Raw genomic sequence first — 24,678 nt, 5'->3', positions numbered from 1 at the left:
CAGCCCGGCCGCTACGCGCGCTCGCGGTACAGCGGGATATCCACCGGAGGCTGCGGGATGAACCCGCCGTTGCGGTCCATCTGGTCGAAGAGGTAGTCGTGCGATTCCTGCATCTTGCGCAGGGCATCCTTCACATCGACGTGGACGAGCCGGCCCCCGCGCTTGACGATCCGGCCGTCGATCAGAACGGTGTCGACGTTGGACGCGTTGGTCTGCGCGATGATCGCCCCACCGGGCTCGCGGCGGTTCCAGCCCGCGGTGCTCACCCCCGCCATGTCGAGCAGCACGATGTCCGCCCGCTTGCCGGGCGTGAGCGAGCCCGCCACGTCGCCGACGCCCGCCGCGCGGGCGCCGTTGATGGTGAGCCAGCGGAGGGCATCCGCCGTCTTCCACTTCATCACCTGCGGGGCGACCATGCGGCGGTAGCCGGGCTCGTCGTCGCGCCAGCGCGTGGCCTGCAACACGAGGCGGCCGTGCGAGAGCATGTCGTGCGAGGTGCCGCTCACGCAGTCGATTCCGAGACTGGGCCCGGGCGTGTACTCGGTGACCTCGCGGATCGCGGGGAAGCCCATGCCCATCTGCATCTCGGTCTCGGCGCACACCGAGACCATCGTCCCCGTGTCGCGCAGCAGCTCCCACTCGTGCTCGGTGTTGAAGGTGCAGTGCACGAGCAGGAGGTCGTCGCCGAGCAGACCGTGCGAGTGCAACACCTCGACGTCCTGGAACAGCTGCCGCACCATGACCTGATTGGCGTGCTGAGTGATGCGCGCGCCGAGCTCGCGGGCGAGCGCGAACTCCCGCACCACCTCCTCGGGCGGCGTGATCGCGAACTCCTGCGGCGCCATGCCGAAGCGGAGCGGCTGCGACTCGCTGCGGAAGTACGTGTCGCGGATCTCCCGCGCGAGGTCGGAGCGCGTCTGGTACTCGCCCGGATCGCCCGCGGCGGTCGAGCCGCCCTTGCTCTCGCCCCAGGTGTTCGTGGTGATGGGGGTCATTCCGTGCCCGTACAGGCCGCGGATGCCCGAGTCGAGCAACCCGGTCACGGCGGCGTGCGCGTGGTCGGGCGTCAGGATGTTGTGGCAGTAGTCGACGATCGACGTGACGCCGTTATTGATGGCGTCGAGCGCCCCGAGGTAATTGCCCACGTACATGTCTTCCGCACGCATCCGCTCGGCGAGCTGGAGGCGGATGCCGCGCAGGTAGTCGGGGATGTTGCCGTCGGCGAGGATGCCGCGCACCGGCGACTGCCAGGTGTGCAGGTGGGTGTCGACCATGCCGGGCATCGCGATCATCTCGCTGGCGTCGATGCGCTCGGCGTCGGCCTCCAGCCCGGGCGCGATCGCGACGATCGTGCCATCCTCGATGAGGATGTTCGCCCGCTCGAAATCGCCCAGGGCGGGGTCGACCGTCACGACGGCCGCGTCGGTGATGAGCGTGCGGTTCATCGCGCCACGTGCCCGACCAGCAGTTCGACGTTCTCGGGGCGGGCCTCCAGCTCGCCCCGCTCGATGCGGTGGGCGATCTCGACCGTGAGCGCGTTGTACGGGGCGGTGCCGCCGAGCTTCGCCTGTTCATCCACCACCAGGCCGTTGACCTCGTCGACCTCGCTGTGGCGACCCTTGTCCCAGTCCTGCAGCACGGTCGTGCGGGTGTCGGGAGACGAGAACTGCGTGAGCACCGCGTCGAGGAGTTCGACCACGAACCGGTCGGGGTCGGCGAGGTCCATACCCTCGAGACCGAAGATGGGAACCATGCGGTTGCCGGTGGCGACCGCAGTGTGCACCGCCTCGCGGCAGGCCTCCAGCATGAAATCGTGCATGCCCGGCACCTGCACGGCGTCGTTAAGGGGCAGGTTGAGGATGGCCGAGGGCACGAGCTCGCCCGCATTGACCACGAGCTTCATCCACTTCGACGAGCGAATATCGTCGACGATCTGCACGGAGCCCGCATGACGGAGCACCTCGGCGACCTCCTCGACACGGTGCTGGGCCGTGCTGTCGTAGCCGCCGAGCGCGAACCACGATCCGGAGGTGGGGGTCTGCCGGTTCGCGATGCCCGGCTCGTACATGTTCGACGCCATCTCGATCACGCTGCCGATGGTGCGGTGGGCACCGACGACGTCGGCGACCGTGTCGATGGTCATGCCGTTCTGCAGCCCGATCACGAGTCCGTCGTCGGCGAGGTACGGCGCGATCAGTTCGACCGACCAGCGGGTGTCGTACGCCTTGACGAGGGTGAAGACCAGGTCGAACTTCTCCCGCAGCGTCGCGACCTCGCAGAGGTGGATGGCGTGCACCGGGGTGAGGATGCTCTCCCCCGGCAGGTTGACCCGCAGCCCGTGCGTTCGCATGGCCTCGACGTGGGCGGGCCACTGCTCGATGAACGTGACGTCGTAGCCGGCGCGAACGAAATCGGTTCCGACCCCGGAGCCTTGCGCTCCCGAGCCGAGCACTGCGATCCTCTTGGGCATCACTCCTCTTTTCCCTCTTCGCTGTCGGGTCGGCGAGGGAGTGGCCCCCGGCACCGACGCTGGTGTTTGTATAGCCACACTTTACACAACGGCGATCGAAAAGCGGAAGAGAAACGTTCAGTACCGCTTATCATGACGATCGAGGAGATTCGATGATCGATGTGGAGATCGGCCCGCGCCTGCTGGCCGCACGCCGTGAGGCGGGCCTGACCGTGCGCGCGCTCGCCGCCGACATCGGCGTCTCGGGCGCGCTCATCTCACAGATCGAGACCGGCCGCACCCAGCCCTCGGTCAACACGCTGTACGCGCTCGTCAACCGCCTCGGCATCTCACTCGACTGGCTCATCGGCATCTCGCCCGAGGAGGTCGCTCCGGCGCCCTCCACGCCGGACGGAACCGCGCCCTCGCCGGCGCTGCGCAAGGCGGACACCCATCCGGTGCTGCAGATCGCGAACGGGGTGCGCTGGGAACTCGTCTCCTCCGAGAACGACGGCGCGGTCGAGGCCGTGCTCGTGACCTACGAACCGGGCGGCGACAGTTCCGTCGACGGTACGCTCACCCGCCACGAGGGCGTCGAGAGCGCGTTCCTCATCTCCGGGGTGCTGACCGTGCAACTGGACGACGAGGAGTTCGAGGTGACCGCCGGCGACTCCCTCACCTTCGACTCCCTCCGGCCGCACCGGTACATCAACCGCTCATCAGAGAACGCGCAGGGCCTGTGGCTGTCGACCGGGCGGTTCCACCTCTCCTGAGCGGGTCGCCCCGGACGACCGCTGCGCGACCGGCGGTGCCTGTTGGTGCCGCGACTGCCGCCCTGGTGGTCAGTGCCTGCGGCTGTGCACGAACCAGAGGCCCTGGAACCGGCCCTCGCCCACGTTGCGCAAGACGTGCGGGATGGTCGAGTCGAAGCCGAGCGACTCGCCGCTGTTGAGCGTGAAGACCTCCCCGCCGACCGTCACCTCGAGCGTGCCTTCGAGCACGTAGCCGTACTCGTAGCCGTCGTGGCTCACGAGGTCACCGCCGGCGGTCGACGTCGCCCCCGGTGCGTAGACGATCTTCATGAACGTCACGCCCTGTTCCGGGGTCGCTGCGAGCCGCTCCCACACCACGCCCTCGGCCATGTCGAGGTGCGAGCGGTGCGACGGGTGCACGACGGAGACACGGTTCGAGTACTCGGAGGGATGCCAGGCGTTGGTGGGATTCTTGTCGCCGTCCGGCCCCCAGCCCTCGACGAGGGGTGTCGCGGGCGGCTCGTTCTCGACGAACAGCTCGTCCACGGTCACGCCGAGCAGGCGGGAGAAGGTGTAGAGCGTCGCCACCGACGGCTGCGACTTGCCGTTCTCGATCTGCGAGACGAAGGAGGGCGACACGTCGGCGCTGCGCGCCAGCGCGCGCAGCGTGAGCCCCGACTTCAGCCTCAGCTCCTTCAACCGCGAACCCAGGTTGTCCATCAAGATACCGCCGTACTCGATCATCGGAGTCGCCCCGATCGGACCGGGCGATTGTCACTAAGACTACTGATCCTCACGCGCTGGACCTCGCGTGCCGCGTACGTGGACCAGCCGGGGTGTCGGAGCCCGGTGCCGCCGTTGCCGCCCGGAGCGCGATGGCCCTCAGGCGCATCCGGCGTGCCACGAGCGGGATGACCGCCGCCACGAGCACGAAGGCGCCCTGCACCCAGTACTGCCAGCTGAGACTGAGCGACAGGAAGGTGAGCGCGCTCGTGATCGTCTCGAGCAGGAGCCCGGCCACCGCGACCGCGATCGCCGAACCGGAGCCGCCGAAAATGCTCGCCCCCGCGATGACGATGGCGGTCACCGAGGTGAGGGTGAGCGTCTGTCCCGTGTTCGCGTCGCCGATGCCCGTCGTCGTGTAGAGCGCGAAGCCGGCCACGGCGGAGAGACCGCCCGCGGTCACGGTCGCGAACATGCGCATCGCCCGCACGTTGACACCCATCCGGTTCGCCTTCACCGGGTCGGAGCCGGCGGCGCGGAGGCCTCGGCCGAGCCGCGTTCGGGCGATCACGAGCCAGGCGACCACGGCGATCGCGAGCGCGACGACCAGAATGAGCGGCACTCCCCCGACGGTCGTGCCGATCGCGGTCATGATCGAGTCCGTCGCCGTGGTGCTCGGCTGCGGGCGGAGCACCTGGGCGACGCCGACGATCGCGATCGAGGTCACGAGAGTCGCGATGACGGGTGGGATGTTCAGCCGCGTGACGAGCAGACCGTTGACGACCCCGACCAGCAGCCCGGCCACGATCGAGAGCACGACGCCCACGACGAAGGCGGCCATGTCGCCGTCGGCGAAGAATGAGACGATGACTCCGGAGAGGGCGACCACCGATCCGACGCTGAGGTCGATACCGCCCGTCATGACCACGAGCAGCTGGGCGACGCCCACGATGACGAGGGTCGCGGCCGCGGCGAGCGCCTGACTCACATTGAGCGGATTGAGGAAGGCCGGCGACACGATCGTGGTGACCGCGGCGAGCGCGATCACGAGCGCGGCGAGGATGCCCGCTTGCCCTTCGCCGCGCCACCAGCGACGCCGGGTCGTGGCCGGAACGGCGCTGATGGTTGGCGCCGCGGACTCCTGCTCGTGATGCGAGAGCACGGCGGCGCCGGTGATGGCGCGCTCGGTGACCTCGTCGCCGCGGAGGCGGGCCATGACCCGTCCCCGCGAGAAGACCAGGACCTCGTCGCACAGGCCCTCGAGCTCGACGGCGTCGGTCGAGAGCACGACGATCGCGACGCCCGACTCGGCGAGTCGTCGCAGGAACGCGTAGATCTCGACGCGGGCGCCGGCATCCACGCCCTGCGTCGGGTCCTCGACCAGCAGCACCTTCGGGTCGCCGAGTCGCGAGCGGGCGAGGAGCACCTTCTGCTGACTGCCGCCCGAGAGGGAGGTGACCGGGGTCTCGAGCGTGGGCGACTTGAGGGCGAGCCCCGCGATGCCCTCCCGCGTGAGTCGGTACTCGCGGGCACGGTCGAGGAAGCCGCTCGGCATGGCGAGGTCGATGGAGGGTGCGACGACGTTCTCGCGCACCGACATCTTGCCGAACATGGCCTCGCCGATACGGTCGCCGGGCAGATAGGCGATGCCCAGCTGCGAGCCGGCTTTCGCCGTGCGGTGCGCGAGCCGGCGCCCGTTCACCTCGATGGTGCCGACCATCGGGCCCTTGCCGGAGAGGGCGCGCAGCAGCTCGCGCTGACCGTTGCCCTCGACCCCGGCGAGTCCGACGATGGTGCCGGCGGCGACGTCGAGCGAGACGCCCGAGAAGCCCTTGCTCGACGCGTCGACGACCGAGAACGCGGGGGTCGCGCTCACGGCGTCGGCGGCAGTGACGGCCGCCTTGTCGGGGAAGGTCGTCTCGAGGGATCGACCGACGATGAGCTCAACGATCTGCTCCTCGCTGAAGTCGGCGACGCGGCCCCGACCGACCACCCGGCCGTCCCGCAGGACGGTGAGGTCGGTGGCGATCTCGACGACCTCCGGGATGCGGTGCGTGATGTAGACGACGGCGGCGCCCCGGGCGAGCAGCTCATCGATGCGGGCGAAGAGCCAGCGCGTCTCATCCCCTCCCAGCGCCTCCGTCGGCTCGTCGAGGACGAGAACGGAGGGCTCCGAGGCGAGGGCGGCGGCGATCTCGATGAGGTGCGCCTCGCGGAGCGAGAGCGAGCCGACGAGGGCACCGGGATCGATGGCGAGCCCGAGGCTCTCGAAGTGGGCGGCGAGCCACCCCGCCGCTGCACGGCGCTGCGGTCTGCGTGACTCCGGCAACAGGAGGAGGACGGAGTCGACCACCGTGAGCGACGGGGCGAGGGCCGGGATCTGGTAGACGATCGCCAGACCCTTCTCGCGGGCATCCCGAGGCTGGATGCGCGCGACCTCCTCGCCGGCGAGGCCGATCGAACCGGAATCCGGAACGACCGACCCCGCGGCGATGCCGACCAGCGTCGACTTTCCCGCGCCGTTCTCACCGAGGATCGCGTGTACCTTCCCGCGCTCCACTGTGACACTCACGCCGTCGAGCGCACGGACGCCCGGGTAGGTCTTGGTGATCTCGGTGAGCACCAAGCCGGGGGTCGAGCTGGTCGGTTCTGTCATCAGCCGAAGATCTTCGTGAACTCGGCGGTGGTGAGCAGCGATGACGGCGATGCATCCGTCGGGGCGGCCGGCAGGCAGGCCTTGCTCGGGCTGATGGCGCCCGCGGTCTTGCCGGTGGAGTCCTCGAACAGGTGCAGGTTGTACATCGACGGCTCGGTGTCGCTCTTGCCGTAGAAGGCGGCGAGCGCCTTGCGCAGCGCGACGCGACCGATCCAGGTGCGCGACGAGACCGTGGCCAGCTGGTAGCTCGGGTTCTTCGCCTTGAGGGCGGTGAAGCCGCAGCTGAGCGAGTTGTCGTCGGTCGAGGTGAGCAGCGGTACCGAGACGCCGGCGGCCTGGTAGGCGCGGATCGCTCCGCTCGCCGAGGCGCCGTAGTCGGCGATGACCGCGTCGATCTTCGGGTACTGGCTGAGCAGACCGGCCATGGCCTGCTGCGCCTGCGCCGGGTCCCAGTTGGTGGTGACCGGCTCGGGGGTGAGCAGCTTGACCTGCGGGTTCTTGTCGAGCACGGCCTTCACGCCCACGAACTCCTGGGTGGAGACCGCCGCACCGGCGGGCCCGCCGAGGAACACGACCGTGCCGCCCTTGCTGCCGAGGTTGTCGACGACCCACTGCGCCCACGCGGATCCGCTGAACTGCGCGACCTGGTCGGTGTAGTCGAGGTAGTCGGTGCCGGCCTTGCCGGTCGGGTCGGAGGCGAACGGCACCACGATGGTTCCCGCCTTGGTCGCCTTGCGCACGGCGGCGAGCTGGGCCTGACCGGGTCCCGCATCCGGGATGACCAGCAGGATGTTCGTTCCCTTCGCCGCGGCCCCGGTGATCGCCGAGTTGGTGGCCGCGAGGTCACCGCGCCCTGCGGTGTAGGAGACGCTCTTGATCGCCGGGCACTTGGCCGCCTCGGAGTCGATCTCGGCCTTGACCGTCTTCGACCACGAGTTCGTTCCGTAACCGTCGACGACCGCGACCGTCACCGGCTTGGTGCCGCAGACCGCGTCGATCGACGTGAACTGGTCGACGGTTCCGACCGAGCCCGCGGCGATGTCCGCTTTCAGGGTGTCGGTCTTGCTGCCGGAGGTCGTCGCATTGGTCGACGAGCATCCGGCGAGGGCGAGCGCGACGACGACGACAGCGGCTCCGGCCGCCATGCGTGCGCGACGCGATTGGGTGATGAGGTTCAATTCACACTCCTCTTTGAGGTGCTTGGGTGGGGTTTTCTCTTGGTGACGAGGCCGGTGAGCCTCGCGGTGGAACCGCCCAGCTGAAGCTGGGCGACGATCCCGACGCCGATGATGAGCGCCTGGACGATGTTCTGCACGGCCGTGGACTGGGTGAAGGTCTGCACGAGCTGGCTGAGTTGAGCGAGGAACAGCGCGCCGAGCGCGGTTCCCACGACGCTGCCTCGACCGCCGGTGAGCGCGGTGCCGCCGAGAACGACGGCGGCAATGGAGGGAAGAAGGTAGGCATCGCCCGCGGTGAGGGTCGGGATGCGCAGCAGTCCGGCGAGCAGCACGCCCGCGGCGGCGGCGAGCAGGGCCGAGAGCCAGTAGGCCGAGACGATGTACACCTTCGGCGAGACGCCGATGTACTCGGCGGCGCGGCGGTTCTCGCCGACGAGCTCGAAGCGCCGGCCCAGCCGGGTGAGCTTGAGCACCGACTGCGAGACGAGCACCACCGCGAGCGCGATGAAGGCGAGCACCGGCAGGCCGATCCAGCGGCTGAGGGCGAAGGTCGTCAACTGGCTGGGCGCCTGAGAGCTGAAGCCCCCGGACACCGCCTGCACGACGCCGATCATGAGCGCGTTGCTCGCGATGGTCACCACGAGCGGCGGCAGGTCGAGCAGTGCGACGACGAGTCCGCTGATGATGCCGAACAGCGAGGTGACGAGGATCGCGATGAGCACCGCGGGCACCGGACCGATGTTCGGGTCGGAGCCCAGCTTGGCGGCGAAGACGGCCCCGAGGGTGACGGCGCCCGCCACCGACAGGTCGAGCCCGCCCTGCTGGATGACCAGCGTCTGCCCGATCGCCACCACCGCGATGAGCGCCGCGAACGGCAGCATCGACACGATGGCGGTCGGACCCACGCTGCCCAGCGAGAACAGGGGGCTCACCGCGAAGAGCACGACGACCGCGATCAGGGCACGCGTGCCCGGCCAGGAGAGGACGACGCTCGCGAGCGCCCGTCGGTTGATCGGCTCGGTGCGGGTGCCGCTGGGCGTGACGGTGGCCATCAGAGGTCCGGGTGCCAGGAGCCGCCGAGCACGGCGCCCGGCATCTCGCTCATCACGTGGTCGCGCGCCGCGATGGCGAGCGACTTCACGTGGTCGTAGTCGACACCGACGAGCTGGCCGTCGGCCTTCACGCGCTTTCCCGCGACGAAGACGTCGCGGACCAGGCCCGGGTGGGCGGCGTAGACGACGGCGCCGAAGGGGTTGTTCATGGGGGTGATGGCGAGGGAACGGTCATCCAGCGCAATGATGTCGGCCGCCTTGCCCACCTCGATCGACCCGGTGAAGTCGCCGAGGCCGGCCGCGTTCGCACCGTCGATCGTGGCGAAGCGCACGACCTCCGCGCAGCTCAGCCCGATGCGCTCGATGACCTCGCCGCTCTCGACCGCGGGAGCATTGTCGAGCGCCCGCTGCATGCCGATCGCGGTGCGCATGGTGCCGAACATGTCGCCGCCGTTCGAGCTGCACACATCGATCGAGAAGGTCGGGCGGATACCGTGCGCCAGCAGGCGCCCCGTCGCGGGGAAGCCGTGGCCCATCTGCATCTCGACATCGGGGGCGACGGATGCCGATCCGCCCGATTCGGCGATGAGCACGAGCTCCTCATCCGAGAGGGTGTCGCAGTGCACGTAGGTGATGCGGTCGGAGAGGAGGCCGTCGTCGCGCAGCTTGAGGATCGGGCCGCTCTTGCCCCAGTAGCCGTCGCCCACGTGCACCGTGATGCGCAGGTCGAGGTCGTTGGCGAGGGCGAAGTCGTGGCGGTTGACCTCGGGGGTGGTGAACTGGGGCCCGCGGAGCGCCATCGCCATCGTGACGAGTCCCGTGTTGTCGGAGAAGTACTGCTCCCGCACGCGCCGGGCGTCCTCGGGGTGGTTGTTGGGCGAGGGAAGCGGGGCGCCCCACTGCTTGTTGCCGCCGCCGTGTGCGAAGACGGCGCGCATCCCGGTGTCCTTCAGGGCGGTGATGGCGGCGTCGGCGTGCTCGGGGGTGGCCAGGTTGTGCGACCAGTCGACGAGGGTCGTGATGCCCGAGTCGAGCGCCTCGAGCGCGCCGAGGTAGTTGCCCGCGTAGGTGTCTTCGGGGCGGTAGTACTTCGAGAGCCCGGTGTGCAGTCCGGCGAGGTACTCGGTGAGCGACCAGTCGGAGGCGATGTCGCGAACGACCGACTGCCAGGTGTGGCGGTGCGTGTCGATGAAGCCGGGCAGCACGATCCGGCCGCTGAAGTCGAGCACCTCGGCGTCGCTCACGGCGAGGTTTCGGCCGATCGCCGCGATCGTGCCGTTCTCGATCAGGATGTCGGTGTCGACGAGCACCTCGCCGGCGGTGGCCGCGGTGATGATCGTCGCGTTGCGGATGAGAGTTCGCTCGCTCATGGGTCCTCTTTGACTCGTGCGAAGGCGTCTGGTCGTCGACCGCACCCTTGCGTCGTTTCGTGTTGTGGCGATGGTAGAAGCGTCAGAGAACGCTTGTCAAGTGACACTTATCAAGCGTTCACTTCTAAAAATCAGCACGCCAAAGGCGCATCGATCGCGCGCGGATCGATGCGTCTCAGGGCGCGGAAGGTCAGTTCTCGGGCTGCTCGCTCCGGGCTACCGACAGGCCGTCGGACTCGAGTTGCACGGCGTGGCGGGTGTCGATCATCCACGACAACCAGTCGGCATAGACCTGCTTGTGGGCCTCGCTGTCGAGGTACGCGTCGAGGCCCGCCTGGTCGTCGACCAGCGCGAGAACGCCGTAATCGGCGCCGCCCGGCCGCAGCCGGACGTTCTCCCCGCACTGGTAGTAGCGCAGCTCGGGCACCGCCGCCGCCATCGCGGTGAGCGACTCCGTGAGCCCCGCGACATCGGCGGCGGTCACCTCGGGCGTCCAGGTGAAGGAGGCGAGATGGACGATCATGCGGTCTCCGCCGTCACGTGGGCGTCGCCGGAATCGGTGTAGCCGTAGGGGTTCTTGATCTGCTCCTGCGGGTCGAGCTTGGGGTGCATCCCCTGCTCCCACTCCACCTCGCCGAGGGTGCTGCGCACGTACTCGACCGAGGCGGCCACCTTGTCGCGCACCGGCGCGAGCGGCATGCCGATCCGCACCCCCTCGTACTTCACCACGCGCCCGTTCACCATCACGGTGTGCACGTCGGCGGTGTTCGCCTGGAACACCACGTGGGCATAGGGCTGGATGATCGGCGTCATGGCCGGCGATTCGTCGTTCTTCAGCAGCACGAGGTCGGCCTTCTTGCCCACCGTGATCGAGCCCAGGGTGTCCTCCATGCCGAGCGACTTGGCGCCGCCCATGGTCGCCTGCCAGACCACGTCCTCGGCGCGCAGCCGGTTCGCGATGACGGTCTCGTTGCGGGCGTGCGCCTCGAGGTGCTCACGCGACCGGTCGGCGTTGAGGGTGGCCCGCATCGCGGAGAAGAAGTCGGCGCTCCACCAGACGCTCGTGTCCATGGAGAGCGAGGAGTCGATCCCGTACTTGCGCAGCAGCCAGGTGGCCGGGTAGCCCTGCCCCGCGGAGTCCTCGCTCTCGGTCGCCACCGAGACGGTGCCGCCGGTCGCGGCGATCTTCTGGTAGCTCTGCTCGTTGAGCGTGCTGGCGTGCACGTAGCAGATCTCGGGCGTCATGAATCCCCCGTCGTACATCTGCGTGATGCCCGTGTCGGTGGTCGCCCCCCACACGCCCGCGTGCGTCGTGACGCGCAGGCCGAGGTCCTTCGCCGCCTGGAACGCGGCGGCCTCCGGGAAGGCCGGGTCGCCGGTGACGTCGAACGCGATCTGGAGCCCGAGCATGTCGTTCGGGGCCGAGAAGTTGCGGTCGACGAAGGCCCGGAACTCGGGCGAGTTGGCCCACTCCCACGGGGCTCCGAGGTAGTTGCCGTAGCCGAGCACGAATCTCCCGGGGATCTCGTCGAAGGCCTGCAGCGCGGCCTCGCCGTACTCCGGTGTGCGCAGGGCGTGCGACCAGTCGAGGGTCGTGGTCACCCCGGTGTCGACGGATTCGAGCGCACTGAGCAGGTTGCCCGCGTAGATGTCTTCCGGGCGGAACACGTGCCCGTACTGCAGGTAGTAGAACGAGAAGTACTGGCTCAGGGCCCAGTCCCCGCCGTAGCCGCGCAGGGCGGTCTGCCACATGTGGCGGTGCGTGTCGATCATTCCGGGCATCAGGATGCCCCGACTCGCGTCGATCTCGAGAGTGCCCTCGGGCACCTCCAGCGCCACCCCGATGGCCGCGATGGTGTCGTTCTGCACGAGCACGTCGCCGCCCTCGATGACGCCCTCCCGGTCGACGGTGATGACCGTCGCATTGCGAAAGACGACCGGGCGCCCTTCGGTGAACTGTTCTGCCTTCGGCGCGTCCGTAGCCACGTCATCCTCCTCGTTGAGAACTTAACTGCTGCTGTACATCAGCGGCGGTCATCGACCGATCCGTCAAGTACTTGTTTGCCCTCACTTTACAACGTCAAGTAAAGTCTCAGCTAACACAAGGGAGTGAAATCAATGTCCGGACAACGAATTGCGATCCTCGGCGCCGGCGCGAACGGGGCGTCGATCGGGGCCGACCTGACCGTCGCCGGCCTGGACGTCACCCTCATCGAGCAGTGGCCCGCGCACGTCGAGGCGATGCGCGCGCACGGTGTTCGCATCGAGATGCCGGACTCAACGCTCGAGGTCCCGGTGTCGGTCATGCACCTGTGCGAGGTCGCGACGCTGAAGCAGCCCTTCGACGTGGTGCTCATGCTCATGAAGGCCTACGACAGCGAGTGGGCCGCCCACCTGATCGAGCCCTACTTGGCCGCCGACGGCGTCATGGTCGGCGTGCAGAACGGGATGACCGCCAACACGATCGCCGACGTCGTCGGCGGCGAGCGCAACCTCGGCTGCGTCATCGAGATCTCCTCCACTATGTACGAGCCCGGCGTCGTGATGCGGCACTCCGGGCCCGACCGCTCCTGGTTCGCCCTCGGCGCCCTATGCGGGGCCACCTCCGGACGCGAGACGGAGGTCGCCGAACTGCTGCGGCACTCCGGCACCGTCGAGATCGTCGACGACATCATCGCGACCAAGTGGATGAAGCTCGTGAGCAACGCGACCACCCTGGTGACGACGGCGAGCGTTGGCCTCTCGATGCTGGACGCCCTCGAACTCCCCGGCATGCGCGAGCTCATGGTGGCGTCGGGCAAGGAGGCGCTGGGGGCGGCCGTTGCGCTCGGTCATCCGGTGCTCCCCATCTTCGGGTTGAAGCCGGAGGACGTCGTGGAGGTCGACACGGTGGTCGACACCCTGCTCGACACTCTCTATCGCGGATTCGTTCTGCCGAACACCACCACGACCGTGCTGCAGGACTGGACCAAGTCGCGTCACAGCGAGGTGGATGACCTCAACGGGCATGTCGTGCACACCCGTCACCAGCTCGGGTTGCCGAGCCCGGTGAACGAGGCAGTCGTGGAGGTCGCGCACCGCATCGAGCGCGGCGAGCTCGCGCCGGCGCCCGAGAATCTGGCGCTGCTGCGGGAGCTCGCCGGCCTCAGCTGAGGCGGGAGCCCCGCCGGCGGCCCCCCGGCGCAGCCCCGCCGACCTCAGGTCAGGCGGGAGCCCGCTGGTCGACGCGCCGTCGCGGTCCCGCCGACCTCAGGTCAGGCGGGAACCCCGGTCGACGTAGGTGCTCGTGCCCGTGATCCCGCGGTTGCGCAGCAGGAACTGGGTTGCATCGACGATGTCGGCCATCGTGGCGAGCTCGCCGGACGGGGTGCGACTGCGGTAGCCGTCGAGGACGGCGGCCGGCTTGCCCGCCCAGAACGGGCTGTCGCCGATGATGCCGGGGTGCAGCGCGTTGACGCGGATGGGGGCGAGTTCGAGGGCGAGCGTGACCGTGAGGCCCTCGACACCGCCATTGATGGTGGAGACCGTGGTCGACCCCGGGTAGGGCATGTCTTTCGCGCGACCCCCGAACAGCACGATGCCGGTGTCGGCGGAGTTCTCCATGCGATCGAGCAGCGCGTGCACGACCGCGGGGTACCCCACGAGCTTGAGCACGGTCAGCCGGGTCGCCCGGTCGATGTCGTAGTCGCGGATCGTGTTGGCGTCGCGCTCGATGGCGGCGAGCACGAGCCCGTCGATGCGGCCGATTCCGGCGAGGCTCGCTGCGATGCCCGCGGGTTCCGAGATATCGAGGGCGACCCCGGTCGCCCGCTCGCCGATCGACGCGGCGATCTCCGCCGTGCGCGCGGCGTCACGGCCGGTGATGATGACGCTGTCGCCGTGGGCGACGATGTCCCGGGCCAACTCGAGTCCGATACCGGACGTTCCTCCGACGACGACGATCGTGCGCGGGCTCATGGGTGTCCTCTCCGACGACATCGGAGGGATCATCCGCTCCCGGCTGGGAGAAGAGGAGTGTCACACTGCACGCCGATGTTCAGTCTCACTAAACTAAAGTGAAGCGGCGGGCGCGACGAAAGTCAAGCGGGCGCCGCCGACCGTGCCGCGGTCGCTCCGCGGTCTCGTCGATGCCTGATGACGCTCGCGGTGAGGAACGCGCAGGCGCCCAACGCCGGGAGCAGCACGATGATCACGATCCAGACGACCACCTCGCGCGCGGGCATTCCCCGCATGGCAGCACGGACGAGGAGCGTGAGCGCGACCACAACGACCACCAGCGCCACACCGGCCGCCAACTCGAAGGCGGCATTCGGCGCGGCCGGGATGACCGGGCTCAGCCCTCCGTCGAACAGTTCGCGCGTCACCTCACTCCTCACCGCGGCCCTACTCTCGCCGGCTCAGTTCGTGGCCATGGTAGTCACCCTCGCGCGCGGGCGTCAGGAGTGGTTGAGTCCTCACTAGAGAGGAGCGCCATCATGAGCATCATCCAGACCATCCCCGAGGACGAGGCGACGGGAGTCGTCGCCGAGATCTACGCCGAGGAGACCCGCGCGACGGGCTACGTTCCGAGTCACACCCGGGCGATGGCCATGAATCCGGAGGCCTACCGGGCGTGGGAGAGCCTGATTCGCGCGATCGCCCTGCCGATGGGCAAGCGTCGCTACGAGCTCGTCACGCTCGCCGCGGCGCGGGGAACGCGGTCGCAGCACTGCCGACTCGCCCACGGCGCACGCACGCTCCCGCTCATCGAGGAGGAGCAGCTCACACGGATCGCCCTCGACCATCACGACGCCGACCTCACCCCGGCCGAGGTCGCCATGATGGACTTCGCCGAGCGGGTCAGCCGCGACTCGTCGGAGATGACCGAAGCCGATAGCCTCGCGCTGCGCGAGCACGGCTTCAGCGATCGCGAGATCGTCGACATCGCTCTCGCCGCGGCGGCTCGCAACTACTTCAGTCGTGCGATCCAGGCGCTCGCGGTCGACGTCGATCAGCCCGCGGGACTCAGCCCCGCGCTGCACGACGCGCTGCTGCGCATGGGGTGACCTGTGGCTCGGCCGGTCATCCCCGCAACCACATCACCTGATGGGCGGCGAGCAGCACGCCCTGCCGCACGTACACCGCGGCGCCCGTGATCAGGTCGGTGGGCGTCTCGCTGAGCGCGGAGAACACCTTGCCCGCCACGAATTCCGGGTCGTCGCCGACGTTCACGAACGCTACGACGCGCGAGCCGCCCCTGCCGCGCTCGTAGGCGAGCACGCGCGGGTTGCCGGTGCGCCAGGCGATGAGCGCGCCGCCCGCGAACTCGGGCGTGCTCGATCGCACCCGGATGAGGTGTTCGAGCCCCTCGAAGATCCGGCCCGCATCGGTGCTGGGGTCGTGGCGGCTCGCATAGCGCTCGGCGGGGTAGGCGGGCCGACCCACCCAGCGACTGTCGTCGCGGTGCGCGGGAACGTCGAGGTAGCCGTAGTCGTTGAGCTGCCCCACCTCGTCACCCAGGTAGAGCAGGGGGATTCCCCCGGTCGACAGGATGATCGAGTGCGCCAGCAGGATGCGCCCGACCGCTCCGGCATCCCCCGCTTCGAGTCCCGCGAGCGACGCCGTCGTGCCCGAGATGCGGCAGTCCCCCGTCTTCGGGTTGTCCTGGAACGGCACCCCTCGGGCGAAGCTGCCCGGGAAGCGGTTCACGTAGTAGGCGTTGAGGAAGCGGCGATGGTCGAAGCCGTTGATGCCGAACTCGGCGGCGTCCTCGTCGGCGAAGGTCCAGCCGATGTCGTCGTGGCTGCGCACGTAGTTGACCCAGGCGGTGCCGGTCGGGATGCGGTGCCGTCGCTCGAGCGCCTGCGAGAGCAGCCGCACGTCGCGGGTCGCGAGGCTGTTCCAGATGAGCGCCATCTGCAGCGGGTTGTAGCTGAGCTGGCACTCCTCCGGGCTGATGTACCGCACCACCTCATCCGGATGCACGATGGCCTCCGACTTGAACAGCAGCGACGGCGCCGCGATGCGACAGACGGCGTTGAAGGCCTGCAGCAGCAGGTGCGCCTCGGGCAGACTCTCGCAGGTCGTGCCGAGCTGCTTCCAGATGAACGCGACCGCGTCCATGCGCAGAATGTCGACGCCGCGGTTGGCGAGGAACAGCATCTCGCCCGCCATCGCGCGGAACACGGCGGGGTTGCGGTAGTTGAGGTCCCACTGGAAGGAGTAGAACGTCGCCCACACCCAGCGGCCGTCGGGCAGCGGGATGAACGACCCGGGGTGATCGTCGGGGAAGATCTCGCGCGTCGTGCGCTCGTAGGCGTCCGGCATCTCACGGTCGGGGAAGATCCAGTAGAAGTTCTCGAACTCGGGGTCGCGGGCGAGCGCCTTCCGCGCCCACTCGTGCTCGTTGGAGGTGTGGTTGAAGATGAAGTCGACGACGAGTGAGATGCCGTTCGCGCGCAGTTCGGTCGCGAGTGCGGTCAGATCGTCCATGGTGCCGAGAGCCGGATTCACGTCGCGATAGCTCGAGACCGCGTAGCCCCCGTCGGAGTTCTCCTCGGGGGCGAGGAAGAGCGGCATGAGGTGCAGGTAGGTCAGCCCCAGCTCTTTCAGATACGGGATGCGCTCCCGCAGCCCGCTCAGATCGCCGGCGTACAGGTCCACGTAGCAGACCCCGCCCAGCATCTGGTTCGACTGGAACCAGTCCGGGTTCGCCGCCCGCCAGTCGTCGAGGGCCCGCAGCTCGGCGGGGCGCTCCTGCCAGGAGGTGGAGGCGTCGGTGACGAGCGCCTCGAGCTGGGCATCCGCTCGGCGGTTGTCGCCGTAGAGCCGGCGGTACAGCCGCTCGAGGCGCGGGAATTCGGCGTCGAATCGCGCGACGAAGGAGGCCCACTCCGCGTCGCTCGTGGCGGGTCGACGGGTGGTCTGGAGGTGCTCGGAGAGCGACATCGGGATCTCCTCATTGCGATACGCGAATGTCTATGGATGCATTGTGCACCACCAGCGCTGTAAGCGCTTGCATTCCTTTCGCGGGATGCGCGCGAGCCCCGCGGTTACTTGGTCGGCGCGGGCGTCGGAGTCGCCGTGGGCGTGGGGGTCGCCGTCGAGTTCTCGTTGAACGACTGGCCCGCGACCTGCACCACGAAGGCGGCGAAGTCGGCCGCGCTGCCCCAGTTGCTGGCGGTGTACTGCAGGCCGTTGACGAGGATCGTCGGGGTGCCGGCGAGCTTCTTGACGCTCGAATCCGGCAGCGGCCCCGCGGTCGCCCGGTCGGTGGCCGCCGTGACCCACGATTTGAACTTCTCCTGGGCGATGCAGGAGGCGATGCTGTCCATGTTCTTCACGCCCGCCCCGCGCACGATCGAGGTGATGCGCTGATCGGTGAGCCCCGAGGTGTTCTCGGCCGGCTGGCTCGCGTACATCGCGCGGTTGAACGCCCAGAAATCGCCCGGCGAGTAGTTCGCCACGCAGGCCGCGGCGTTCGCGGCGCGGGAGGAATAGCGGGTGCCCTGCGAGAGGTGGTCGAGGATCGCGATGGGGTGGATCTCGATCGTCGCCGCGCCGCTGGAGAGCAGCCCCGCGATTTGGGTCGCGTTGCCCTTCTCGAAGTCGCGGCAGATGGGGCAGTCGTAGTCGAGGTAGATGCGGATCGTCACGACGCTCGACTTCTTGTCGCGCACCGTCGGCACGGGGTCTCCCCCGGCAGGGATCGCGGGAGTGCCGACCGCGACGTTCGTCTTGGTCAGGGTGATGCCGTCGCTCTGCATGTTGAGCGGACCGGCACCGACGGGACGGTTCGCCCCCACGACCACGAAGGCCACGATCACGAGCGCGGCGATCACGACGGCGGCGATGCCGCCCTGGATCAGCCAGCGATTGCGGCGTTCCTTCTTCTTATGCTGCAGGCGCAGCGCGCGAGCCTTCTCACGTGCTGCCTCACGACGCTCATTGGTGGTGGCGCCATCGTCGGCGGTGTCGCCGTTGCTCATGGAACCTCACTCACATTGCCGGCCCTCTGGCCTGAAAGATACGGCGCACGATCATGCGTGCGCATCGAACCCTCAACGATAGTAGGCGGACAAACTGGGAACGGTCACGAAGACCCCGGTTGCCCCTTACCCCAGAGCGAGTGACATAATGACCCTTGATGCGCTCGCGCATCGTCCATTCACTACGGATCGTCCGGCACGTACCTGCCGGTGAAGGAGATAAGAAAACAATGGCATCTGTAACTTTCGACAAGGCCACCCGCCTCTACCCGGGCTCCACCCGCCCGGCCGTCGACGCCATCGACCTCGAGGTCGCCGATGGCGAGTTCCTCGTTCTGGTCGGCCCGTCGGGCTGTGGCAAGTCGACCACCCTGCGCATGCTCGCCGGCCTCGAAGAGGTCAACGACGGACGCATCCTCATCGGCGACCGCGACGTGACCGACGTCCCGCCGAAGGATCGCGACATCGCGATGGTCTTCCAGAACTACGCGCTGTACCCGCACATGACGGTCGCCGAGAACATGGGCTTCGCGCTCAAGATCGCCGGCGTCAACAAGGACGAGCGCGCCACCCGCGTGCTGGAAGCGGCCAAGCTGCTCGACCTGGAGCCCTACCTCGGCCGCAAGCCGAAGGCGCTCTCCGGTGGCCAGCGTCAGCGCGTCGCGATGGGTCGCGCCATCGTCCGCCAGCCCCAGGTCTTCCTCATGGATGAGCCGCTCTCGAACCTCGACGCGAAGCTCCGCGTGCAGACCCGTACGCAGATCGCCTCGCTGCAGCGCCGCCTCGGCGTCACCACCGTCTACGTGACTCACGACCAGACGGAGGCGCTGACCATGGGCGACCGCATCGCGGTGCTCAAGGACGGCGTGCTGCAGCAGGTCGGAACCCCTCGTGACCTCTACGAGCGCCCGAACAACGTCTTCGTCGCCGGCTTCATCGGCAGCCCGGCCATGAACCTGTTCCAGGCCGACCTCACCGACGCGGGCGTCATGTTCGGCAACCACCCGGTCGCCATCGACCGCGCCACGCTCGCCGGCATCTCCGGCAAGAAGGTCACGGTCGGCATCCGCCCCGAGGACGTCACGGTCGCCACCTCCGGCGACGGCCTCCCGGTCGAGGTCGACGTGATCGAGGAGCTCGGCGCCGACGGCAACCTGTACGGCCACTCCGACATCGCCGGGGCGCGCGTCGACCTGTGCGTGCGCGTCGACGGCCGTTCGCACCCGAACGCCGGTGACAAGGTCTACATCACGCCGAAGGAAGGGCACCTGCACCTCTTCGACGTCGAGTCCGGCGCCCGCGTCGGCGAGGCCGTCATCGCCTGAGCCGCTTCACCCGTCGGGCGGCTCCGCCGCCCCGCATGATCGACGCCCGTCGGTCGGACCAGATCCGGCCGGCGGGCGCCGTCAGTTAAGCCAGCGATACTCCAGCTCCGGGCGGCCCGGGGTGCCGTAGCGCGGCGCACGACCCGCCCGACCGGCGTTCGCCAGGTGCTCCAGATAGCGCCTCGCGGTGACCCGCGAGAGCCCGAGCGACTCCGCCACCTCGGCCGCCGACCGCGCCTCCGCCGCCGCGCGCAACTCGGCGACGACGCCGGCGAGGGTCTCCGCCGTGAGACCCTTCGGCAGCGCGGCGGGAGACGCGGGGCGCAGGGAGGCGAGCATGCCGTCGACCTCGGCCTGGTCGGCGAAGGCCCCGGTGACGGATGACCGCCGCCGGTAATCCAGATAGGCCTCGATCTTCGCCCGGAACGTCGCAAAGCTGAACGGCTTGATGAGGTACTGCGCGATCCCCACGGAGAGGGCCGCACGCACGACCTCGAGGTCGCGCACGGCGGTGATCGCGATGATGTCGACGCCGAGCCCGGCCGCGCGCAACCGCCGGACGAGGTCGACGCCGTGGCCGTCCGGCAGCGTGAGATCGAGCAGCACGAGGTCGATGGGGCCCGCGTCGCCCATCTCCGCCGCACGCCGGATCGCGTGCGCGGCGGCGGCGAGCGTGCCCGCGACGCCGACCACCGCGCAACCGTCGATGCGGGCGATGTAGGCCGCGTGCGCTTCGGCGGCGACCGGGTCGTCGTCGACGACGAGGACCCGGACGGGGCCGCCTGCGCCGGTCATCCGGGCCGTCCGGGGGTCGGCCACTCGGCGACGAACCTCGTATGCGGTGCGGTCTCGACCCGCAGCGCACCGTGGTGGGACTCGACGATGCCGCGCGCGAGCGCGAGCCCGATGCCGCGCCCGCGCTCGTCGGCCGGTTTCGTGGTCACGCCCCGGTCGAAGATGCGGTCGGCGACCCGGGGCTCGGGCCCCGCGCCGGAGTCCTCCACCGAGAGCTCCTGGCGGTCGCCGATCCCCCGCGCCGTGACCCGCACCCAGGCGGGCGGACTGCCGGCGGCCGCCGCGTCGAGCGCGTTGTCGACCAGATTGCCCACCACCGAGACGAGCTCCGCGGCCGACAGGGGCGCCGCGGCCACCCCCTCGCCGAGGTCCACCTCGAGCGTGATCCCGCGCTCCGCCGCCTGCGCGACCTTGCCCAGCAGGAGCGCCGCGAGCGCGGGCTCCCCCACCGCGCCGAGCAGCTCGTCGGCGAGCGACTGGCTCACCTCCACCTGCTGACCGATGAGCTCGATCGCCTGCTCGGTTCGCCCCAGTTCGAGCAGCGACACGATGGTGTGCAGCCGGTTGGCGTGCTCGTGCGTCTGCGCACGAAGCGCCTCGCTGAGGGTTCGCACCGAGGCCAGCTCCCCGCTCAGCCGCTGCACCTCGGTGCGGTCGCGAAGGGTCATGAAGGTGCCGACGGGCGCCTGTCGCGCGTCGCCGGCGGGGGTCGCCGGTTCCTGGTTCACCACGAGCACCCGGTCGCCGGCCACGTGCACCTCCTCGACCGCGCGTGCGCCGGAGACGAGGAGGGCGGCGATGGAGTCGGGAAGGTGGAGCTCGGCGGTCGCGATCGGGCGGAGGTCATCCGTCGCCGGAGGCAGTTCGAGCAGCTCGGCGGCCTCGTCGTTGTAGAGCACGACGCGGCCGCGGGTATCGGCGAGGATCAGCCCCTCCTGCACCGAGTGCAGCACCGACTGGTAGTAGGCGACCATGCGCGTGAGTTCGGCGGGACTCATCGATCCGGTCACCCGCCGCAGGAACCGCCGGGCGAGCACGGCGGCGAGGCTGCCGATGAGCACGAGCACCACGGCGAGCGCGAAGACCAGCGGGATGCGCGGCGCGAGCGAGGCGGCGACCCGGTCGAGCGTGACCCCGGCCGAGACGATGCCGACCACCCGCCCGCCCGACTCGATCGGCACGACGGCCCGCACCGAGGGCCCGAGGGTGCCGGTGAAGGTCTCGGTGATCGTGCGACCGCGCTGCGCCGCGCTGATCGTGCCGAGGAAGTGCCGACCGATCTGGGCCGGGTCGGGGTGCGTGAAGCGGATGCCCCGCGGCGACATGATCGTGATGAAGTCGACGCCCGTCGCGCGCGACACCGTGAGCGTGTACGACTCGAGCGCGGTCGTCGGGTCCGGGCCCTGCACCGCCGCGATCACGGTCGGGTCCCGCGCGAGCGTGTTCGTCACGGCGAGACTCAGCTGGGTGGCGCGCTCCTGCGCCGAGAGCGAGGTCTCCAGCCAGAGGGCGAGGGTGAGGCATCCGCTCACCACGACCACGGCGAGGAGCTGGATGACGAACACATGACTGGCGATGCTCCACCGCCGCCCGTTCCGTGCCATTCTCACCCCCTCGTGCCGTGATCAGTATGACCACAAGTGGTGCCCAATAGTGCCGTCCCCGCACGCTGGGGACAACCCCACTCGCGGGCGGAAACAATGACGTTCCCCAGACAGGAGACCATATCCATGGTGACCAGTTCCACGCGCCGACACCTCGGCCGCAACCACTACCTCTACCTGGCCGTGATCGTGGCTGTGATCGCCGGCGCGATCGTCGGCATCGCCGCCCCCGGCTTCGCGGTGACGCTCGACCCGATCGGCAAGGGCTTCGTGGCTCTCATCAAGATGATGATCACGCCGGTGATCTTCTGCACCATCGTGATCGGCGTCGGGTCGATCGCCAAGGCCGCGACTGTCGGGCGCATCGGCGGCCTCGCGATCCTCTACTTCCTCATCATGTCGACCTTCGCCCTCGGCATCGGGCTCCTCGTCGGCAACCTGCTCCACCCGGGCGCGGGGTTGAACATCAGCGGGGCGAGCTACACGGCGGCGGGCGAGCCGACGACCACGACCGACTTCATCCTCGGCATCATCCCCGTGACCCTGTTCTCGGCGTTCACCTCCGGCAGCATCCTCCAGGTGCTCCTCGTCGCCCTCCTCGCGGGCTTCGCGCTGCAGGGGCTCGGCGAGCGCGGCCGGGGCATCCTCGACGCCATCCGCAGCCTCCAGGCGCTCGTCTTCCGGGTGCTCGGGATGATCCTGTGGCTCGCGCCGCTCGGCGCGTTCGGTGCGATCGCGGCCGTGGTCGGCAGCACCGGGCCGGGGGCGCTGCTGAGCCTCGCGACCCTGCTGGTCGGGTTCTACGTCACGTGCATCCTGTTCATCGTCGTCGTGCTCGGCGTGCTGCTGCGGCTCGCGACGGGAGTCAGCATCTTCTCCCTCATGCGCTACCTCGGCCGTGAGTACCTGCTCATCGTGAGCACCTCCTCTTCGGAGGCCGCGCTGCCCCGGCTCATCGCCAAGATGGAGCACCTCGGCGTGGCCAAGTCGGTCGTGGGCATCACCGTGCCGACCGGGTACTCGTTCAACCTCGACGGCACGGCGATCTACCTCACGATGGCGTCGCTCTTCATCGCCAACGCGATGGGCAAGCCGATGGAGCTGGGTGCGCAGATCGGCCTGCTCGCCTTCATGATCATCGCCTCGAAGGGCGCCGCGGGCGTGACGGGGGCGGGGCTCGCGACCCTCGCCGGCGGACTGCAGACCTACCGCCCCGACCTCGTCAACGGGGTCGGCGTCATCGTCGGCATCGACCGCTTCATGTCGGAGGCCCGCGCGCTCACCAACTTCACCGGCAACGCGGTCGCCACGGTGCTCATCGGTCGCTGGACGCAGCAGCTCGATGCGGCGCAGGCCCGCGCGGTGCTGAGCGGTGAGCGCCCCTTCGACGAGGCGACGATCGGCGCGGACGGTGGCCACGGCGGGCCCGCTGAGCCGGTGCGGCTGGAGCGCAGCGGGGTCGGGCCTGCCTGATCATCCGGCCGACGGCTAGGCTCAGAACCACCATGAGCGGCTCACTGAACATCACCTCGGCCATCGTCGACCCGGCCCTCCTCGACCTCCCCTGGGAGCTTCCGCTGGAGAACTGGCCCGACGATTCGATCGCGGCCCTGCCGAAGGGCATCTCGCGGCACCTGGTGCGGTTCGCCCACCTCGGCGGCTACGTGATCGCGATCAAGGAGACGTCGGCGGAGTTCGCCCGTCGCGAGTACGAGATGCTGCGCACTCTGCAGCGCCTGGAGATCCCCTGCGTCGACCCCGTCGCGGTGATCACCAATCGCACCTCGCACACGGGCGAACCCCTCGAGTCCGTGCTCGTGACCCGCCATCTGAAGTTCTCCCTGCCGTACCGGGCGCTCTACTCGCAGAGCCTCCGGCCCGACACCGCCACCCGCCTCGTCGACGCGCTGGCCGTGCTGCTCGTGCGCCTGCACATCGTCGGTTTCTTCTGGGGCGACGTGTCGCTCTCCAACACCCTGTTCCGTCGCGACGCGGGTGCGTTCGCCGCCTACCTCGTCGACGCGGAGACGGGTCAGCTCTACGACGGCCTCTCCAACGGGCAGCGCGAGAACGATCTCGAGATCGCCCGGGTGAACATCGCGGGCGAGCTGCTCGACCTGCAGGCGGGCGGACGGCTCGAAGACGACATCGACCCGGTCGACATCAGCAACGGGATCGTCGCCGCGTACCGCAGCCTCTGGAAGGAGCTCACCGGGGCCGAGGAGTTCGACCAGTCGGAGCGCTGGCGCATCAACCAGCGCGTCGAGCGGCTCAACAACCTCGGGTTCGACATCGAGGAGCTCGCGATCAAGACCGACGAGACGGGCACTCAGGTGCGGATCCAGCCGAAGGTCGTGGATGCGGGGCACCATTCGCGTCGCCTGCTGCGGCTCACCGGGCTGGACGCCCAGGAGAACCAGGCGCGCCGCCTGCTCAACGACCTCGACTCCTACGCCGTCACCTTCGGCAAGAAGGACGTCGACGAGGAGATGATCGCGCACGAGTGGCTGGCGAAGGTGTTCGAGCCGGTCATCCGGGCGATCCCGCGCGATCTGCGGGGCAAGCTCGAGCCCGCCGAGGTGTTCCACCAGCTGCTCGAGCACCGCTGGTACATGTCGCAGCGAGAGAAGCGCGACGTGCCGCTGGCCGAGGCGCTGAACTCCTACGTCGACACCGTGCTGCGGCACCGGCGCGACGAGGCGACCGTCATCAACCCGCTGACGGAGGCGATCACGCTGCCGACCGCGGTCGTCGACGAGGACGACTGGCGCCTCAAGGTCTAGGCGCGAGGCGCCCGGCGCGGGGCC

The 24,678-nt window shown here is 69.2% G+C and carries 21 protein-coding genes; 6 read left to right on the top strand and 15 right to left on the bottom strand.

The window, feature by feature from the left end; all coding sequences use genetic code 11:
- Positions 1-11: 11 nt before the first annotated feature.
- Both G3T37_RS13460 and G3T37_RS13455 read right to left on the bottom strand, forming a co-directional pair.
- Positions 12-1,445: an amidohydrolase family protein gene (locus G3T37_RS13460; protein ID WP_163474398.1), complete on the bottom strand. Its 1,434-nt coding sequence runs from the start codon at positions 1,443-1,445 to the stop codon at positions 12-14.
- Complete coding sequence (locus tag G3T37_RS13455) at positions 1,442-2,470, bottom strand: ketopantoate reductase family protein (protein ID WP_163474397.1); 1,029 nt, start codon at positions 2,468-2,470, stop codon at positions 1,442-1,444. Before G3T37_RS13455 ends, G3T37_RS13460 begins: the two co-directional genes overlap by 4 nt.
- Before the next feature lie 152 nt (positions 2,471-2,622).
- Here G3T37_RS13455 and G3T37_RS13450 point away from each other — a divergent pair, with 152 nt between their 5' ends.
- Positions 2,623-3,222, top strand: a complete 600-nt coding sequence (locus G3T37_RS13450) for a helix-turn-helix domain-containing protein (RefSeq protein ID WP_163474396.1) — start codon at positions 2,623-2,625, stop codon at positions 3,220-3,222.
- A 69-nt stretch (positions 3,223-3,291) separates the two neighbouring features.
- Here the strand turns inward: G3T37_RS13450 and G3T37_RS13445 are convergent, their stop codons facing one another.
- From G3T37_RS13445 to G3T37_RS13415, 7 genes are all read right to left on the bottom strand, one after another.
- Complete coding sequence (locus G3T37_RS13445; protein WP_163474395.1) at positions 3,292-3,945, bottom strand: helix-turn-helix domain-containing protein; 654 nt, start codon at positions 3,943-3,945, stop codon at positions 3,292-3,294.
- A 49-nt stretch (positions 3,946-3,994) separates the two neighbouring features.
- Positions 3,995-6,580 carry an ATP-binding cassette domain-containing protein gene (locus G3T37_RS13440; RefSeq protein WP_163474394.1) on the bottom strand — a complete coding sequence of 862 codons (2,586 nt, stop codon included), beginning with the start codon at positions 6,578-6,580 and terminating at the stop codon, positions 3,995-3,997.
- Positions 6,580-7,758: a substrate-binding domain-containing protein gene (locus tag G3T37_RS13435; protein WP_163474393.1), complete on the bottom strand. Its 1,179-nt coding sequence runs from the start codon at positions 7,756-7,758 to the stop codon at positions 6,580-6,582. Before G3T37_RS13435 ends, G3T37_RS13440 begins: the two co-directional genes overlap by 1 nt.
- Positions 7,755-8,810, bottom strand: coding sequence for an ABC transporter permease (locus G3T37_RS13430; protein WP_163474392.1), 1,056 nt, complete (start codon positions 8,808-8,810; stop codon positions 7,755-7,757). The genes G3T37_RS13435 and G3T37_RS13430 overlap by 4 nt, the downstream gene beginning before the upstream one ends.
- On the bottom strand, positions 8,810-10,180 hold the full coding sequence (locus G3T37_RS13425) for an amidohydrolase family protein (RefSeq protein WP_163474391.1): 1,371 nt from the start codon (positions 10,178-10,180) through the stop codon (positions 8,810-8,812). The genes G3T37_RS13430 and G3T37_RS13425 overlap by 1 nt, the downstream gene beginning before the upstream one ends.
- Before the next feature lie 190 nt (positions 10,181-10,370).
- Positions 10,371-10,703 carry a Dabb family protein gene (locus G3T37_RS13420; RefSeq protein ID WP_163474390.1) on the bottom strand — a complete coding sequence of 111 codons (333 nt, stop codon included), beginning with the start codon at positions 10,701-10,703 and terminating at the stop codon, positions 10,371-10,373.
- Complete coding sequence (locus tag G3T37_RS13415) at positions 10,700-12,166, bottom strand: amidohydrolase family protein (RefSeq protein WP_163474389.1); 1,467 nt, start codon at positions 12,164-12,166, stop codon at positions 10,700-10,702. Before G3T37_RS13415 ends, G3T37_RS13420 begins: the two co-directional genes overlap by 4 nt.
- Positions 12,167-12,298: 132 nt before the next feature.
- Between G3T37_RS13415 and G3T37_RS13410 the strand changes: the two genes are divergently transcribed.
- Positions 12,299-13,333, top strand: coding sequence for a ketopantoate reductase family protein (locus G3T37_RS13410; RefSeq protein ID WP_163474388.1), 1,035 nt, complete (start codon positions 12,299-12,301; stop codon positions 13,331-13,333).
- Between the two features lie 96 nt (positions 13,334-13,429).
- Here the strand turns inward: G3T37_RS13410 and G3T37_RS13405 are convergent, their stop codons facing one another.
- Together G3T37_RS13405 and G3T37_RS13400 are read right to left on the bottom strand one after the other, a co-directional pair.
- Positions 13,430-14,137 carry an SDR family NAD(P)-dependent oxidoreductase gene (locus tag G3T37_RS13405; protein ID WP_163474387.1) on the bottom strand — a complete coding sequence of 236 codons (708 nt, stop codon included), beginning with the start codon at positions 14,135-14,137 and terminating at the stop codon, positions 13,430-13,432.
- 122 nt (positions 14,138-14,259) lie between these two features.
- Positions 14,260-14,544, bottom strand: coding sequence for a hypothetical protein (locus G3T37_RS13400; RefSeq protein WP_163474386.1), 285 nt, complete (start codon positions 14,542-14,544; stop codon positions 14,260-14,262).
- Positions 14,545-14,655: 111 nt separating this feature from the next.
- Between G3T37_RS13400 and G3T37_RS13395 the strand changes: the two genes are divergently transcribed.
- Positions 14,656-15,225: a peroxidase-related enzyme gene (locus G3T37_RS13395; RefSeq protein WP_163474385.1), complete on the top strand. Its 570-nt coding sequence runs from the start codon at positions 14,656-14,658 to the stop codon at positions 15,223-15,225.
- A 16-nt stretch (positions 15,226-15,241) separates the two neighbouring features.
- On the opposite strand, the gene G3T37_RS13390 is transcribed toward G3T37_RS13395, so the two are convergent.
- Complete coding sequence (locus G3T37_RS13390) at positions 15,242-17,107, bottom strand: alpha-amylase family protein (RefSeq protein WP_163474384.1); 1,866 nt, start codon at positions 17,105-17,107, stop codon at positions 15,242-15,244.
- A 104-nt stretch (positions 17,108-17,211) separates the two neighbouring features.
- Entirely contained in the window at positions 17,212-18,147 is a 936-nt protein-coding gene (locus G3T37_RS13385) for a DsbA family protein (protein ID WP_163474383.1), read from the bottom strand.
- 230 nt (positions 18,148-18,377) lie between these two features.
- Here G3T37_RS13385 and G3T37_RS13380 point away from each other — a divergent pair, with 230 nt between their 5' ends.
- Positions 18,378-19,472 (top strand): ABC transporter ATP-binding protein, encoded by a 1,095-nt coding sequence (locus G3T37_RS13380; RefSeq protein WP_163474382.1) that lies wholly within the window; start codon positions 18,378-18,380, stop codon positions 19,470-19,472.
- Positions 19,473-19,553: 81 nt separating this feature from the next.
- On the opposite strand, the gene G3T37_RS13375 is transcribed toward G3T37_RS13380, so the two are convergent.
- Entirely contained in the window at positions 19,554-20,267 is a 714-nt protein-coding gene (locus G3T37_RS13375; protein WP_163474381.1) for a response regulator, read from the bottom strand.
- Complete coding sequence (locus tag G3T37_RS13370; protein WP_163474380.1) at positions 20,264-21,832, bottom strand: ATP-binding protein; 1,569 nt, start codon at positions 21,830-21,832, stop codon at positions 20,264-20,266. The genes G3T37_RS13375 and G3T37_RS13370 overlap by 4 nt, the downstream gene beginning before the upstream one ends.
- Positions 21,833-21,997: 165 nt before the next feature.
- On the opposite strand from G3T37_RS13370, the gene G3T37_RS13365 reads away from it, so the two are divergent.
- Together G3T37_RS13365 and G3T37_RS13360 are read left to right on the top strand one after the other, a co-directional pair.
- Positions 21,998-23,344, top strand: coding sequence for a cation:dicarboxylate symporter family transporter (locus G3T37_RS13365; protein ID WP_241732433.1), 1,347 nt, complete (start codon positions 21,998-22,000; stop codon positions 23,342-23,344).
- Between the two features lie 32 nt (positions 23,345-23,376).
- On the top strand, positions 23,377-24,654 hold the full coding sequence (locus tag G3T37_RS13360) for a DUF4032 domain-containing protein (protein WP_163474378.1): 1,278 nt from the start codon (positions 23,377-23,379) through the stop codon (positions 24,652-24,654).
- Positions 24,655-24,678 lie beyond the last annotated feature (24 nt).

It is taken from the genome of Galbitalea soli (assembly GCF_010686725.1).
In the GTDB taxonomy this organism is placed as follows: Bacteria; Actinomycetota; Actinomycetes; order Actinomycetales; family Microbacteriaceae; genus Galbitalea; species Galbitalea soli.
Note: the sequence above shows the minus strand (reverse complement) of the source record. Positions and strands in the feature narration are given on the sequence as shown.

Coding starts and splice junctions, on each gene's coding strand:
- G3T37_RS13460 (WP_163474398.1), bottom strand. CDS start 1,445: ATGAACCGCACGCTCATCACCGACGCGGCCGTCGTGACGGTCGACCCC.
- G3T37_RS13455 (WP_163474397.1), bottom strand. CDS start 2,470: ATGCCCAAGAGGATCGCAGTGCTCGGCTCGGGAGCGCAAGGCTCCGGG.
- G3T37_RS13450 (WP_163474396.1), top strand. CDS start 2,623: ATGATCGATGTGGAGATCGGCCCGCGCCTGCTGGCCGCACGCCGTGAG.
- G3T37_RS13445 (WP_163474395.1), bottom strand. CDS start 3,945: ATGATCGAGTACGGCGGTATCTTGATGGACAACCTGGGTTCGCGGTTG.
- G3T37_RS13440 (WP_163474394.1), bottom strand. CDS start 6,580: ATGACAGAACCGACCAGCTCGACCCCCGGCTTGGTGCTCACCGAGATC.
- G3T37_RS13430 (WP_163474392.1), bottom strand. CDS start 8,810: ATGGCCACCGTCACGCCCAGCGGCACCCGCACCGAGCCGATCAACCGA.
- G3T37_RS13425 (WP_163474391.1), bottom strand. CDS start 10,180: ATGAGCGAGCGAACTCTCATCCGCAACGCGACGATCATCACCGCGGCC.
- G3T37_RS13420 (WP_163474390.1), bottom strand. CDS start 10,703: ATGATCGTCCATCTCGCCTCCTTCACCTGGACGCCCGAGGTGACCGCC.
- G3T37_RS13410 (WP_163474388.1), top strand. CDS start 12,299: ATGTCCGGACAACGAATTGCGATCCTCGGCGCCGGCGCGAACGGGGCG.
- G3T37_RS13405 (WP_163474387.1), bottom strand. CDS start 14,137: ATGAGCCCGCGCACGATCGTCGTCGTCGGAGGAACGTCCGGTATCGGA.
- G3T37_RS13395 (WP_163474385.1), top strand. CDS start 14,656: ATGAGCATCATCCAGACCATCCCCGAGGACGAGGCGACGGGAGTCGTC.
- G3T37_RS13390 (WP_163474384.1), bottom strand. CDS start 17,107: ATGTCGCTCTCCGAGCACCTCCAGACCACCCGTCGACCCGCCACGAGC.
- G3T37_RS13385 (WP_163474383.1), bottom strand. CDS start 18,147: ATGAGCAACGGCGACACCGCCGACGATGGCGCCACCACCAATGAGCGT.
- G3T37_RS13380 (WP_163474382.1), top strand. CDS start 18,378: ATGGCATCTGTAACTTTCGACAAGGCCACCCGCCTCTACCCGGGCTCC.
- G3T37_RS13375 (WP_163474381.1), bottom strand. CDS start 20,267: ATGACCGGCGCAGGCGGCCCCGTCCGGGTCCTCGTCGTCGACGACGAC.
- G3T37_RS13365 (WP_241732433.1), top strand. CDS start 21,998: ATGGTGACCAGTTCCACGCGCCGACACCTCGGCCGCAACCACTACCTC.
- G3T37_RS13360 (WP_163474378.1), top strand. CDS start 23,377: ATGAGCGGCTCACTGAACATCACCTCGGCCATCGTCGACCCGGCCCTC.